At 75.6% G+C, this 13,035-nt stretch carries 13 protein-coding genes and 1 pseudogene; 6 read left to right on the top strand and 8 right to left on the bottom strand.

Going from position 1 to position 13,035, the window contains the following annotated elements; genetic code table 11:
- Window positions 1-39: 39 nt before the first annotated feature.
- From KPF47_RS33590 to KPF47_RS33585, 3 genes and pseudogenes are all read left to right on the top strand, one after another.
- Window positions 40-1,875, top strand: a pseudogene (locus tag KPF47_RS33590) (DUF6541 family protein); the annotation flags it as partial.
- On the top strand, window positions 1,809-2,075 hold the full coding sequence (locus KPF47_RS41180) for a DUF6541 family protein (protein ID WP_374108939.1): 267 nt from the start codon (window positions 1,809-1,811) through the stop codon (window positions 2,073-2,075). The pseudogene KPF47_RS33590 and the gene KPF47_RS41180, both read left to right, overlap by 67 nt.
- A gap of 69 nt (window positions 2,076-2,144) precedes the next feature.
- The gene (locus tag KPF47_RS33585; protein WP_374108935.1) at window positions 2,145-3,089 is read left to right on the top strand and encodes an NAD-dependent epimerase/dehydratase family protein; all 945 of its coding nucleotides are present in this window, start codon (window positions 2,145-2,147) and stop codon (window positions 3,087-3,089) included.
- Between the two features lie 51 nt (window positions 3,090-3,140).
- On the opposite strand, the gene KPF47_RS33580 is transcribed toward KPF47_RS33585, so the two are convergent.
- The 3 genes from KPF47_RS33580 to KPF47_RS33570 all read right to left on the bottom strand — a co-directional run bounded on the left by KPF47_RS33580 (window position 3,141) and on the right by KPF47_RS33570 (window position 5,796).
- Complete coding sequence (locus tag KPF47_RS33580; protein WP_224392751.1) at window positions 3,141-4,214, bottom strand: decaprenyl-phosphate phosphoribosyltransferase; 1,074 nt, start codon at window positions 4,212-4,214, stop codon at window positions 3,141-3,143.
- Window positions 4,215-4,218: 4 nt separating this feature from the next.
- Window positions 4,219-4,800 (bottom strand): phosphatase PAP2 family protein, encoded by a 582-nt coding sequence (locus KPF47_RS33575; RefSeq protein ID WP_224392750.1) that lies wholly within the window; start codon window positions 4,798-4,800, stop codon window positions 4,219-4,221.
- 156 nt (window positions 4,801-4,956) lie between these two features.
- Window positions 4,957-5,796, bottom strand: coding sequence for an HAD family hydrolase (locus KPF47_RS33570; RefSeq protein ID WP_224392749.1), 840 nt, complete (start codon window positions 5,794-5,796; stop codon window positions 4,957-4,959).
- A gap of 66 nt (window positions 5,797-5,862) precedes the next feature.
- On the opposite strand from KPF47_RS33570, the gene KPF47_RS33565 reads away from it, so the two are divergent.
- On the top strand, window positions 5,863-6,987 hold the full coding sequence (locus KPF47_RS33565) for a nucleotide disphospho-sugar-binding domain-containing protein (protein ID WP_224392748.1): 1,125 nt from the start codon (window positions 5,863-5,865) through the stop codon (window positions 6,985-6,987).
- Window positions 6,988-6,993: 6 nt separating this feature from the next.
- On the opposite strand, the gene KPF47_RS33560 is transcribed toward KPF47_RS33565, so the two are convergent.
- The 3 genes from KPF47_RS33560 to KPF47_RS33550 are packed head-to-tail and all read right to left on the bottom strand — an operon-like array spanning window position 6,994 to window position 9,416.
- A complete protein-coding gene (locus tag KPF47_RS33560) occupies window positions 6,994-7,446 on the bottom strand; it encodes a DUF350 domain-containing protein (protein ID WP_224392747.1) in 453 nt (150 codons plus the stop codon).
- Between the two features lie 53 nt (window positions 7,447-7,499).
- Window positions 7,500-8,666 carry a glutathionylspermidine synthase family protein gene (locus KPF47_RS33555; RefSeq protein ID WP_224392746.1) on the bottom strand — a complete coding sequence of 389 codons (1,167 nt, stop codon included), beginning with the start codon at window positions 8,664-8,666 and terminating at the stop codon, window positions 7,500-7,502.
- Between the two features lie 3 nt (window positions 8,667-8,669).
- Window positions 8,670-9,416 (bottom strand): hypothetical protein, encoded by a 747-nt coding sequence (locus KPF47_RS33550; protein WP_224392745.1) that lies wholly within the window; start codon window positions 9,414-9,416, stop codon window positions 8,670-8,672.
- A gap of 239 nt (window positions 9,417-9,655) precedes the next feature.
- Between KPF47_RS33550 and KPF47_RS33545 the strand changes: the two genes are divergently transcribed.
- Window positions 9,656-10,936 carry a septum formation family protein gene (locus KPF47_RS33545; protein ID WP_224392744.1) on the top strand — a complete coding sequence of 427 codons (1,281 nt, stop codon included), beginning with the start codon at window positions 9,656-9,658 and terminating at the stop codon, window positions 10,934-10,936.
- 1 nt (window position 10,937) lies between these two features.
- Entirely contained in the window at window positions 10,938-11,288 is a 351-nt protein-coding gene (locus tag KPF47_RS33540; RefSeq protein ID WP_224392743.1) for a metallopeptidase family protein, read from the top strand.
- A gap of 13 nt (window positions 11,289-11,301) precedes the next feature.
- Here the strand turns inward: KPF47_RS33540 and KPF47_RS33535 are convergent, their stop codons facing one another.
- Together KPF47_RS33535 and pheA are read right to left on the bottom strand one after the other, a co-directional pair.
- Window positions 11,302-12,078: a histidine phosphatase family protein gene (locus KPF47_RS33535; protein ID WP_224392742.1), complete on the bottom strand. Its 777-nt coding sequence runs from the start codon at window positions 12,076-12,078 to the stop codon at window positions 11,302-11,304.
- Window positions 12,075-13,022, bottom strand: coding sequence for a prephenate dehydratase (pheA, locus tag KPF47_RS33530; RefSeq protein WP_224392741.1), 948 nt, complete (start codon window positions 13,020-13,022; stop codon window positions 12,075-12,077). The genes KPF47_RS33535 and pheA overlap by 4 nt, the downstream gene beginning before the upstream one ends.
- Window positions 13,023-13,035 lie beyond the last annotated feature (13 nt).

Raw genomic sequence — 13,035 nt, 5'->3', positions numbered from 1 at the left:
CCGGATGCGGCTGCCGATCGACGACGCGCGGAGCCGGGGATGACGTGGACCGGAGCCGTCCCCGTCGCCCTGGTGGCCGCCGCGTGGTGCGTGCTGCCCGGGGCACTCGTCGCCCGCGCCGCGGGACTGCGGGGAGCCGTCTGCTGGGGCGCCGCCCCCCTGGTGTCGGTCGCGCTGGTCGCGACCACCGCCGTCCTGGCCGGCCGGGCCGGGGTGGGGTGGGGACCGTGGCCGGTGCTCGGTGCCGGCGGCGCGCTCGCGCTGCTGTGCGCTGCGGTGACCACGGCCGTCCGGCGGGTGACCCGGCCCCGGGACCGGCCTGCCGGCGCCCCCGGCGACCGTCCGCGGGCCCTGCTGCGCGACGGGCCCGACGGACCGCTGGGCGGGGTCGCCCTGGCGATCGGGACCGCCGTCACCGTCGCGATCGGCTGGCTGACCGTGATGCTCGCGTTCGGGCCGGTCGACGCGATCTCACCGACCTACGACGCGATCTACCACTACAGCGCGGTCGCCCGGATCCTGCAGACCGGTGACGCGTCGTCGCTGACCCTGGGCGAGCTGAACAGCCCCGGGCGCCCGTCGGCCTACCCGGCGGCGTGGCACGACCTCGTCTCGCTCGTCGTGGCGAGCACCGGTGCGTCGATCCCGGCCGCGTCGAACCTCACCGCGTTCGCCGCGGCGGCCCTCGTGTGGCCGCTGTCGTGCACGGTGCTCGTGCGCCAGCTCGTCGGGCGCCGGGCCGGGGCCCTGCTGGTGACCCCGGTGCTCGCGACGGCGTTCACCGCGATGCCCTGGCTGCTGCTCAACTGGGGCGTCCTGTGGCCCAACCTGCTCGGGCTCGCGCTGGTGCCCGCCGGGCTGGCCGCCGTCGTCACGGGGCTCGGGCTGACCCGGGACGACGCCGTCGGGCGGGTCCGGGCGCTGCTGCTCGGCGCGACGAGCATCCCGGCACTGGCACTGGCACACCCCAACGCCGCGGTCAGCCTGCTCGTGCTCGGCCTGTCCCCGGTGGCCGTCGCGGCCGCCGCCGCCGCGGTCCGCCACGTCCGCGAGCGGCGGGTCGCCACCGCGGCCCTCGCCGCCGCGGGTGCGCTCGCGGCGGTCGCGGCCGTCGTCTGGCTGCTGGCCTGGTCGCCCTACCTCGACGGGGTGCGGACGTTCGACTGGCAGGCCTCCATGGGGGCGCGCGAGGCGCTGACCGGTGTGCTGTGGAACGGCATGAACAGGCGACCCGAGCTGGTCGTCGTGTCGGTGCTGGTCGTGATCGGCGCCGTGGCGGCGCTGCGGCGCGCCCGGACGGCGTGGCTGGTCCCGGCGCACCTGACCTCGGCGCTGCTCTACACCCTCGCCGTGGCCCGCGAGGGCGACCTCGTCACCGCGCTGACCGGGGCCTGGTACAACGACTCGCACCGGCTGGCCGCGATGGTCCCGGTCACCGGGGTGCCGCTGGCGGCGCTGGGCGTCCTCGGCACGGCCGGTCTGCTGGTCCGGGCCGCGACCGCGGTGCGGCGGGCGGAGACGACCCCGGAGCGACGACGGCTGCTGGCCGTCCCGGCCGTCGCCGTCCTCGCCGCCGCGCTGGTCCTGCTCACCGACGGTTTCCGGATCGGGGTGCACGCCGCCGTCGTCGCCGACGCCTACCGCTACGAGACCGGCCGGGTGCTGCAGCCCGGACAGCGCGAGTTCCTCGAGGCGGCGGGCCGGGTGATCGGGCCGGGCACGGTCGTCGCGGCGAACCCGTGGTCGGGCAACGGCCTGCTCTATCCGCTGACCGGGCGGCCGGTGCTGTTCCCGCACCTGTCCGGGACCTGGACGCCCGACCAGGAGCTGGTCCGGCTGCGGCTGCACGACGTCGCCCGCGACCCCGTCGTCTGCCCCGCGCTGCGGGCACCGGTGTCGGCTACGTCATCGACGGTCCGGTCACCTGGTGGCCGTGGGACCCGCGGGCCGACACCTACCCCGGACTGTCCGGGATCGACCGCGCGCCCGGGTTCGAGCCCGTCCTGTCCGGGGGCGGCAGCACCCTCTACCGGATCACCGCCTGCGGCGGTGTCCCCGCCCGCTCCACCGGCTGACCGGGCGCCGCGGATAGCGTGTGCCCCGCATCCGGGTGCACCCGCCGTCCGCCCCGGGGAGAGGCAGGTATGCGCGCGCTCGTCACCGGCGGAGCCGGCTTCATCGGTTCCACCCTGGTCGAGGCCCTGCTCGGCCGCGGCGACGAGGTGCTCGTCGTCGACGACCTGTCCGCGGGCACCCGGGACAACCTGGACCCCGGCGTCGCGCTCACCGAGCTCGACATCCGCGACGCCCCCGCCCTGACGGCGGCCGCGACGGCGTTCCGCCCGGACGCGGTGTTCCACCTGGCCGCCCAGATCGACGTCCGGCGCTCCATGGACGACCCGGTGCACGACGCCTCGGTCAACGTCCTCGGCACGCTGAGCGTGCTGCAGGCGGCGCGCGAGGCGGGTGCCGGCGCGGTCGTCGTGTGCTCCACCGGCGGCGCCATCTACGGCGACGGCGCCCCCCTCCCCACCACGGAGGCGGAACCCGCCGAGCCCGCGTCGCCGTACGGGATGAGCAAGCTGGCCGCCGAGCGCTACACCCGCTTCTTCGTCGGGGCGCACGGGCTGCCGGCGCTGGTGCTGCGGTTCGCGAACGTCTACGGCCCGCGCCAGCACCCGGCCGGCGGGGCGGGGGTCGTCTCGCTGTTCTGCGACCGCGCCCGTGCGGGGCTGCGGCCGACCGTGTTCGGGGACGGCGGACAGACCCGCGACTTCCTCTACGTCGGCGACGTCGCCCGCGCGGCGCTGGCCTCGGCGGACCGGCTCGCGGCCGGGGAGCTGGCCGGCGAGGTGTTCAACGTCGGCACCGGCACCGAGTCGACCGTGGTCGAGCTGGCCGCGACGATCGGCACGATCGCCGGGCTCGCGCCGGAGGCGTTCACGCCGGAGTTCCTGCCGGCCAGGGCCGGGGAGCTGCGACGCAGCTGCCTGGACCCGTCCCGCTGCATCGCCGCGCTCGGACTGCCGTCGCCGACCCCGCTGGCCGAGGGTCTCGCGCGCACCTGGGCCTGGCACACCGGGCGCTGACACACCGCGGGCCCGGCCCCCGTGCAGGGGATCCGGGCCCGGGCGGCGACGTCAGCTGTAGACGGCCAGGGTGAGCATCGCGATCCAGGCCAGCGCCAGGACCTGCAGCGCACGGGCGCCGAGGGCGATCTCCTCGGGCTCACCGCCGGTGCCCCGGTCGACGTCCACGGAGTAGCGCAGCACCGCGATCACGAACGGCACGATCGACAGCACCGACCACACCGAGTTGTGGTCCTCGCGGATCTCGAACGCCCACAGCCCGTACATGACGATCATGACGGTGGCCGAGAGCGACCAGATGTAGCGCAGGTAGGAGGCCGTGTAGTTCTCCAGGGACTTGCGGATCTTCGCCCCGGTGCGCTCGGCGAGGTTGATCTCGGCGTAGCGCTTGCCGGCCACCATGAACAGCGAGCCGAACCCGGTGACCAGCAGGAACCACTGCGACAGCGGGATACCGGTGGCGACACCACCCGCGATGGACCGCATCAGGAAGCCGGAGGCGACGATGCAGATGTCGAGCACCGGCTGGTGCTTGAGCCACAGGCAGTACGACAGCTGCACCGCCACGTACACGGCGAGCACGATGATGAGCTGCCAGGTCACCGCGAAGGACAGCGCGATCGACGCGGCGAACAGCACGCCCGCCGTGGCGAAGGCCAGCGGCACCGGGACGATGCCGGACGCGATGGGCCGGCGTCGCTTCGTCGGGTGGGCGCGGTCGGCCTCGACGTCGAGCGCGTCGTTGACCAGGTAGACACCGGACGCGGCCAGCGAGAACGCGACGAACGCGATCAGGCAGTCGACGAGGACCGGCACGTCGAAGAGCTGGCCGCTGACGAACGGCGCGGCGAACACCAGGACGTTCTTCACCCACTGGCGCGGGCGCATCGTCTTCAGCAGGCCGCGCGCGACCATCGCGGTGGTCCGCTCGGACGGGTCCATCGGCACGTGCGGTGCGTGCTCCGCGGCGACCGCGGCCGGGGCGGCGTCGGCCGCATGGCCCTCGGGGGCGCCGGCGTCGTCGGGAGCGTCCGGGACGACGGGGGTGTCCGGGTCCGCAGCCCGTGCGACCTGCTCCTTCTCGGAGTCGTCGCGGTCGACCTTCGTGGGGTCGGTGCTGGTCATGCGCTCACCCTCCGGTGGTGGGGTTGCGAGGGACGACGCGTCGCGCGGCACCGGCGACGGCCGCGCCGAGCACGGTCCCGGTGGCGACGTCGGTCGGGTAGTGCACGCCGAGGACGAGACGCGACAGCGCCATCAGGCCCACGACCGCCGCGGCCGCCGGGCGGGACCGCCCGCCCAGCAGGCCGCCGTAGAGCACGGCGGCGGCGGTGGTGGAGGTGGCGTGCGAGGACGGGAAGCTCAGCCGGCTCAGGGTGCCCACCAGCACCCGGACCGCGGGGTGGTCCGGGCGGCGGCGGCGGACGACGCGCTTGATCCCGATCGAGGCCCCGTGCGCGAACGCGACGGCCGCGGCGGAGCCGAGCCACTCACGACGGCGGGGGCGGTCCAGCGCGGCACCCGCGACGCCGATCGCCAGCCAGCCCGCGGCGTGCTCGCCGAACAGCGACATCCCGCGGGCGACCCGCACGGTGGCGTCGCATGCGAGAGCGCCCTGCACGGACGCCAGCACGGCGACCTCGCCGGTGGGCGGGACGTCGGCGGGCGGTTGCGGACCGGAACGGTCCAGGGTCTCTGCCGTGTCAGCCACGGGTGGGGGCCTCCTGGCGCGGGCGCTGGCACCCGGCTCGCGGGCGATGACAGCCGGTGATGGTACGCGCGGGCGGGGTCGTGGCCCGGGCCGGGGCGGCCGGTGGGACGGGGCGTGACCGCTCGTCGACGGGCAGGTGAACGGCGCCCGGTGCGCTCAGAACCAGCGCTCCAGGACCTCGGCGAGCCCGTCGTGGGTGTGCGGGGCGGTGACCTCGTCGGCCAGCCCGACCAGGTCCGGGTGGGCGTTGCCCATCGCGACGCCGAGCCCGGCCCAGCGCAGCATCTCCCGGTCGTTGGGCATGTCGCCGAACGCCACGGTGGACTCCGCGCCCACGCCGAGCCTGCGGGCGACCTCGGCCAGGCCGGTCGCCTTGGTGACCCCGGGCGCGGACGCCTCCAGCAGCCCCGACGAGTGCGAGAACGTCAGATCGGCCAGCCCGCCCGCCTTCGGGGCGAGGGCGTCCATCATCTGCTCGCTGGTCAGCTCCGGGGACCGGATCAGCACCTTGGTCGCCGGGCGGTCGAGCAGGTCCTCGCGGCTGGTGGTGCCGCCGTCGTGCTCTCCCCAGGCGTGCACGTAGCCGGGGTCGGTGAGGAACTCGTCGACCACGCCGCGCACGCCGTCGCCCCCCTCGGCGTTCCCGACGCGCTCGACACCGAACCCGCACCCGGGGAACAGCTCCGCGGCCAGGCCCGCCAGCTCGCGGATCGTGGCCGGCTCCAGGGTGTGGGCGTCGAGCACGACGTCGTCCACCGCGTCGTAGAGCACCGCGCCGTTCGCGCAGACGCACAGCCGCACGAGCCCCTCGGGCAGCCGCGCCAGCACCGGCGGGATCCAGCGCGGTGGACGACCGGTCACCAGCACGAAGCCGGCGCCGGCGGCGACCGCCCGCTCCAGGACGGCGACGGTGCGCGGCGTGATCGCACCGCCGTCGTCGAGCAGGGTGCCGTCGACATCGGTGGCGACGAGCCGGGGCGCGTTCTCGACGATCACACCCAGAGGGTACGGAACCCGTCGCGGACCGCCCCCCGACGACCGCGTGGCGGCTACCCTCGAACGGTGCGCGTTCTGGTGGTGGCGGCCCCGCTGTCGGGACATCTGGCACCGCTGTTGCCGCTCGCCCAGGCGCTCTGGGACTCCGGGCACGAGGTGCTGCTCGCCGGCGGCGGCGACGCGCACCCGCTCCCGGGGGCGGACCCGCTGCCGTTCATCGACGTCGCCCGCAGCCTGCGGGTGGGCAGGCTGGCCGCGCGCTCGCTCGTCGCGCACCCGGTGACCGCGCGGGCCGAGCTGGCCGGCCGCGGCGGGGAGGCCGGGGTGCGCTCGCTGTTCGGCCCGGTCAACGAGGAGCTCACCGACGCTCTGGTGACCGTCGCCGAGCAGTGGCGCCCCGATGTCGTGGTGTACGAGCCGCTGGCCGTGGCCGGGGCGCTCGCGGCCGCCCGGCACGACGTCCCCGCGGTCCTGCACGAGAACGGCCTGCTCGACGGGTTCGCGCTGGTCCGCACGCTGCTGGACGCCCGGCCGCTGCACCGCGCCCGGCTGCGGCACGGGCTGCGCGGGGTTCCGCCGCCCGCGATCGCGCTGACCATCGCACCGTCGAGCCTGGTCGGTGCCCGGGACGCGCTGGCCGTGCGGCCGGGCCGGTCCCGCGGCCCCGGCGGACCGGCGATGCCCGCGTGGCTGAGCGGCCCGTCGGTCCGCCCGCGGGTGCTGGTGCTGCGTGGCGGCGGGCCGGTGCGGGGCGACCTGCAGGCCTCCGCGGTCCGCGCGCTCCGCGGCCTGCGCGACGACGGACCGGACTGCGAGCTCTTGCTGGTCCGTCCTCCGGCACGGCTGCTGCGTCACGGTGGTCCCGGTGTGCGCACCGTCGGGCGGGTCCCGCTGGACGCGCTGCTGCCCGCCTGTGCGGCGGTGCTGCACGACGGCAGTGCCGCGCACGTGCTGGCCGCGCTCGCCGCGGGCGTCCCGCAGCTGGCGCTGCCGGGGCCGGGCGACCGCAGGCACAACGCCGAGCTGGTCGCCGCCCGGGGTGCCGGGCTCGGTGGGCCGTTCACCGCCGACGCGCTGCGCAGGCTGCTGCACGACGGCGAGCTCGCCGCCGCCGCCCGTGACGTCCGCACCGAGATCGCCGCGATGCCGCCGCCACAGGCCAGGGTCGAGGTACTGGCCGCCCTGGCCTGAGCCGTCCTAGAAGACGGCGACCGCGACGATCAGGCCGAGCGCGACGTGCGCGGCCGCGACCACCTTCGCCACCGCCCGCGGCTCCTCGGACTGGATGACCTCGCCGATGTCGATGCCGGTCACCCACTCCAGCAGCCGCACCGCGGCGACCTGGGCCACGATCCCGATCAGGCCGAAGACCAGCGACGACACCACACCCTGCAGCAGCGAGCCGTAGGAGCCGTAGATCGCGGTGACGATGATGAACGCCATCGACACCATGCCGGCCGAGGTGATGGTCACCGCGTTCGGCAGTCCGCCGCGGACCATCGCCGGGAGCTTGCCGGGCGTGGTGAGGTCGATGGCCCAGAAACCGACCAGCATGAGCAGGGTGCCGATCACGGCGTAGAGCAGGATCGCGCCGACACCGCGGCCGAGGAAGCCCCAGTACGTGGCGTCGAACGCCTGGGCGAGGATCACGGGAGGTACCTCCGGGGAGCGGGGGTGTGCAGGAACTGGTGCGGGAACGGGGGTCAGGACTCGGGGATGCGGTGCGGCACGAAGGCCGCACCGTCGTCGGTGATCAGGCCGGCGGTCTCGCGGATGCCGAGCCCGGCGGCGGTGTCACCGACCAGCCAGGCACCCAGGCAGGGACGGAACCCGTCGAACTCCGGCAGCGGGTCGAACATCTGGTAGACGAAGCCCTCGTCGCCGTAGACGCCGCCGGTCGCGGTCTCGTGGCCGGGGGCGACGATCGCGATGTTGGCGCCCTCGCGGCCCAGCAGGGGCTTGCGGACGTACTCGGTGAGGATGCCGGGGTCGCCGAGCGAGGCGGGCAGCAGGTTCGGGTGCCCGGGGTACATCTCCCACAGCACCGCGAGCAGCGCCTTGTTCGACAGCAGGGTCTTCCACAGCGGCTCGAGCCACAGCGTCTCGGGCAGGCTGCGGGTGACGTGCTTGCCGAACTCGTCGGACAGCATCCACTCCCACGGGTAGAGCTTGAACACCGTCGACATCGGAGCTTCCTCGAGGTCGACGAAGCGGTCCAGCGCGGAGTCCCAGCCGATGTCCTCGATGGACAGACCGACCGTGTCGAGACCCGCCTCGGCGGCGGTCTCCTGCAGGTAGCCGACGGTGATGTGGTCCTCGCCGGTGGACTCGGCGCCGGACCAGGTGACGTGCACCTCCGACGAGGGCAGCAGCCCCTTCAGCTCGCCCCAGCGCTCGACGAGCTTCTCGTGCAGGGAGTTCCACTGGTCGTCGCCGGGATGGACGTCCTGCAGCCAGTGCCACTGCAGGATCGAGGCCTCCAGCAGCGAGGTGGGGGTGTCGGCGTTGTACTCCAGCAGCTTGGCCGGGCCGGAGCCGTCGTAGCGCAGGTCGAAGCGGCCGTAGAGGTGCGGGTCGGAGCGGCGCCAGGACTGCGCGACCTGCTCGAAAGCCCACTCGGGCAGCGCGAAGTCCCGGAACCGCTCGGTGGTGACCACGTGGTCGACCGCCGACAGGCACATCGACTGGAGCACCTCGACGTCGGCCTCGAGGGAGAGGATCTCGTCAATCTCGAAGACGTAGTGCACCGACTCGTCCCAGTAGGGCCGTTCGTTGCCCGAGCCGTCCCGGCCGGGGGTGCCGAAGGCGAGGCCCTGCTCGGCCACGGTGCGCTGCCAGTCCGGGCGGGGGGTGCCGCGTTCGCGTCGCACGCCTCAGCTCCCACTGGACGAGCCGGAACCGCCCGAGGAGGACGACGACCCGCCGCCCACGCCGAGACCGCCCCGGGAGATCGTTCCGCTGCGGTTCGCCGAGCCGATCGTCGAACCGGTCGTGCCGCTGCGGACCGTGGTGCCGCTCGGCGGCGGGGACACGTTCCCCCCGGTCGCGACCTGACCGACGCCGCCGGTGCCGCCGTAGTTGTAGTGGTACTGACGGTCGCCGCCGCCCAGGAAGATCGGGACGAAGGCGAAGCCACCGCCCCCGCTGGCGACCTGGCCCTGGCTCTCGGGACCGCTGCAGTTGTCGTCCGGCACGACGACGCCCTGGTCGTCGACGCAGCGCGCCTCGACCGACTCGCTGCCGCCGCCGGACCCCGCGTACACGGCCGCGATCAGGGCGACGACGCCGACGGTCGCGCCGGCACCGATCAGCACCCGCTTCGTCGTCCGGGAGCGGGCCTCCTGGAGCCGCACCGCCTCCCGGTCCGCGCGGAGCTTCTGCTCGCGGGCCCGCTTCTCGGCGAGCGTGGGCTCGCGCGGCGCGGTGCTGCCGTCCTGCTGCCGGATCCGCCCGCGCGCCGCCCCGGCGGGCGGGTCGGCCCACGGCGCCGTCGCCGGCCCGTCGGTCCGCGGTGTCGGTGTCGTCGGCTCCGGTGCCGCTCCGTCCGGTGTCGCCCGCGGCGTACCGGCGGGCGGCGTGCTGTCGTCCGGGCCGCCGCCGGCGCGCGGTCCGTCGGTCATCACTGGTCCCCCATCGTCACTCCGGTCCCCCGGCGCACCGTACCGGGACCGGCCGACGACCACCGGCCGTTCGCGGATGACGATTCGGCAGCGTTTCGCCCGCGCCCCCGGACGAGTGGTAGCCGGGCCCCGGCGCACCGGGCGGACCTGCACGTTCACAGCAGCCGCCCGACCGACCGCCGCGCCGGGGCTCCGGCCGGATGAAGCCGGGCCGGCCCCGGCTGCATGATGGGGACGTCATGGACTCCCGCTCCCCCGCCGGCCCCGACCGGCCCGACGCGACCGGCCGCACCGCCGTCCACGGCGGGCACGGCACGACCTCGGTGCTGTCCCGCCCGTCGGCCGTGCCGGTGGCGCCGACCCGCAGGCGACGCCCGACGGGGGCCGCCGACGGGACGACCGACGGGCGCGGCGGACTGCGCGGAGCCCGCCGGGTCGGGATCGGGATCCTCGTCGGAGCCCTGCTCATGCTCACCGTCGCGTCGGTGGACTCGCTGCTGGGCGCCCAGGTGCCCGTCCTGGGGTCGTTCGCGTCCTCCGGGGCGCCGAGGGTGGAGGAGCCCCCACCGCTGCCCCCGCCCCCGGACACCCCGGGCACCTGCCTGATGTGGACCCGGTCCGACGCCACCGACACCGCCGCCGTCGACTGCGCGCGACCGCACCTGTTCGAGCAGGCGGGGCGGGTCGCCCTCACCGACCAGCAGGCGTTCCCGGCCGACGCGGCGTGGCAGAAGCTCGTCGCCGACCGCTGCACGCCGGTCGTCACCACGTACCTGGACGGCAAGTTCGACCCGGACGGCAGGTTCCGGGTGGGCGCGCTCAAGCCGTCCCAGCAGCGCTGGGACGGCGGGGACAAGGGCATGCGCTGCGGGTTGCAGATGGCCTCGCGCAGCGGGGAGATGTTCCCGATCACCGGCAAGGTCGCCGCGCAGGACCAGTCCGCGGTCCAGCCTGTGGGCACCTGCCTGGCGATCGACGGCCGGACCGTCGGCGACCCGACCGACTGCGCCGGACCGCACGCCGTCGAGGCCGTCGGACTCGTCGACCTGGGCACCGAGTTCCCGGAGGCCTGGCCGGCCGTCGAGGACCAGGACAAGTTCCTGCAGCCCGCCTGCACCGACGCCGCGAACACGTTCGCCGGCAACGACAGGGTGATCGGGGAGAAGGGCCTCACCGTGTACTGGGGCAACCTGTCCGAGGAGTCCTGGAAGGCCGGGAGCCGCAAGGTCAACTGCAACATCGGCACGCTGCTGCCGGACAACAGCGGCTTCGCCTCGATCACCGGCTCGGTGAAGGGGAACCTGGTCGTCTCCGGGCAGCCCGCCGCGCCCGCGCCGTCCGCGCCCGGTGCGCCCGCCGCTCCGGACGGTGCCCCGGCCGACGGTGCGACCACCCCGGCCCCCGGCTCGCAGGCCCCGGTCGAGCAGCCCGACGCCGAGCAGCCCGCCGCACCCGACAACGGGGCCGGGCAGCCCGACCTCGACATCCCACCCGGGCTGCCCGGGCTGTCGGGCAACTGACGTGCCGGTGGCGATGCCCGCCGACCGGTTCGACGAGCTGGTCGGCGAGGCGCTCGACCTGGTGCCGCCCGAGCTGGCCGCGGCGATGGACAACGTCGTGGTGCTGGTGGAGCACCGCCACCCCGACGAGCCGGACCTGCTCGGGCTCTACGAGGGCGTCGCGCTGACCGAGCGCACCGCCGACTACGCCGGCGAGCTCCCGGACCGGATCACCGTCTACCGCGACGCCGTCCTGGACTTCTGCGACGACGAGGAGCAGGTCGTCGACGAGGTCGCGATCACCGTCGTCCACGAGATCGCGCACCACTTCGGTATCGCCGAACAGACGCTGCACGAGCTCGGCTGGGGCTGAGCCGCCGGGGCCGTCACCCGGGGGGAGGCGCGCCGCCCGGGTCGCTACCGGTGGGTGGCGCGCCGCCCCCGGGCATCGCGTCCCACAGCTCGGGGACCCAGCCGTCGGTGTCGCGGCGCAGCACGACCCGGCCGGTGTTCGGGACCGGGCGCTCCCGGCCGTAGGTGACCTCGGCGTGGCCGGGGCCGGAGCCGTCGTGCCCGCCGAGCAGCGCCAGCGACAGGATCCGGATCGCCGCGCCGTGGCTCACGACGACGACCGCGCCGGACCCCACCCCGTCGGTGACCCGGGCCAGGTCGGGCAGCGCCCGGTCCCACACGTCGCGGGCGGACTCACCGCCGGGCATCGCGCGGTCGACGTCGCCGTCCCACCAGGACTCGAAGGCCTCGTCGAACACCTCGCGGGCGGCGTCGTCCTCGCGGCCCTCCAGGTCACCGACGAACACCTCGTGCAGCCCGTCGAGCAGCTCGACCTCGCGGCCCAGCGCGCGCCCGATCGGCGCCGCGGTCTCCCGGGCCCGGGTCGCGCGCGAGGCGTACAGCCCGCGGACCGGCCACCCGGCGAGCAGCCCGGCGACCTCCTCGGCCTGGGCGCGTCCCAGCTCGTCGAGCGAGGGGCCGGGCAGCGCGGTGTCGAGCCGGTGCCGCACGTTGGACGGGGTGCGGCCGTGCCGGACGAGCACCAGGCGCAGGGCACCGTCGTCCGGCGGGACCTGGGCGGTGCGGGTGCCGGTGCCGACGGCCGCGAAGGAGGCCGCACCGTCGTGCTCGTCGTCGGTCTGGTGGCTCACGTGTCGGCTCCCCGTCGGATCGCGGCGAGCCAGCGCTCGGACGCGGCGTAGTCGTCGGCGGTGGCGGCGCCCAGCGCGGCCACCGGGCTCCCCGCCCCGGCCGCCGGAACGGCCGGTGCGGGATCGGACCGCGGGAACGACCCCAGGTAGATCAGCCGGTCGCAGCGACGGTGCAGCGCGGCCAGGGCCTCCCCCATCGCCGGGTCGGCGACGTGTCCCGAACAGTCGAGGTGGAACCAGTACTCGGCATGCCGGTCCTTCACCGGGCGGGACTCGATCCGGGTGAGGTCGATCCCGCGCACGGTCAGCTCGGTGAGCAGGCCGAGCAGGGTGCCGGGACGGTTCGTCGTCGTCGCGGCGAGGGTGGTGCGGTCCCAGCCGGTCGGCGCCGGCGGCGGTCCGGGGCGGGTGAGCAGCACGAACCGGGTGACCGCGCCGGTGTTGTCGGCGATGTCGTCGGCCAGCACCTCCAGCCCGTGCCGCCCGGCCGCCAGCGGCGCGGCGACGGCGGCGTCGACCTCCCCGCGGGCCGCCTGGGCGGCGGCCTCGGCGGTGGAGGAGCTGATCCGGACCTCGGCACCGGGCAGGTGCTCGGCGAGCCAGCCGCGGGTCTGGGCGATGCCGTGGCCGTGGCTCGCCACCGACCCGATCGCGTCGCGGGTGGTGCCGGCCCGGCCCATCAGGCAGAACCGCACGGCGATCCGGGCCTCGCGGGCGATCACCAGCGGCGGGTCGGCGACGAGCCCGTCGAGCACCGGCGGGACGGCGCCCTCGACGGTGTTCTCGATCGGCACGCAGCCCGCGTCGACCGAGCCGTCGCGGATCGCGGCCAGCACCGCGGGCGCGCCCGGCAGCGGCACCAGCTCGGCACCGCGCGACTCGGGCAGGGTCAGCAGGGCCTGCTCGGTGAACGTGGCGTGCGGCCCCAGGAATCCGATCCGCATCCGATGCGTCCTG

This window comes from Pseudonocardia sp. ICBG1293 (genome assembly GCF_020131355.1).
In the GTDB taxonomy this organism is placed as follows: Bacteria; Actinomycetota; Actinomycetes; order Mycobacteriales; family Pseudonocardiaceae; genus Pseudonocardia.
This window is presented reverse-complemented; position numbering and strand designations above follow the sequence as displayed.

Bases quoted from the DNA above. Each gene is read 5' to 3' on its own strand.
- pheA (WP_224392741.1), bottom strand. From the start codon at position 13,022: ATGCGGATCGGATTCCTGGGGCCGCACGCCACGTTCACCGAGCAGGCC.
- KPF47_RS33580 (WP_224392751.1), bottom strand. From the start codon at position 4,214: ATGACCAGCACCGACCCCACGAAGGTCGACCGCGACGACTCCGAGAAG.
- KPF47_RS33545 (WP_224392744.1), top strand. From the start codon at position 9,656: ATGGACTCCCGCTCCCCCGCCGGCCCCGACCGGCCCGACGCGACCGGC.
- KPF47_RS33585 (WP_374108935.1), top strand. From the start codon at position 2,145: ATGCGCGCGCTCGTCACCGGCGGAGCCGGCTTCATCGGTTCCACCCTG.
- KPF47_RS33550 (WP_224392745.1), bottom strand. From the start codon at position 9,416: ATGACCGACGGACCGCGCGCCGGCGGCGGCCCGGACGACAGCACGCCG.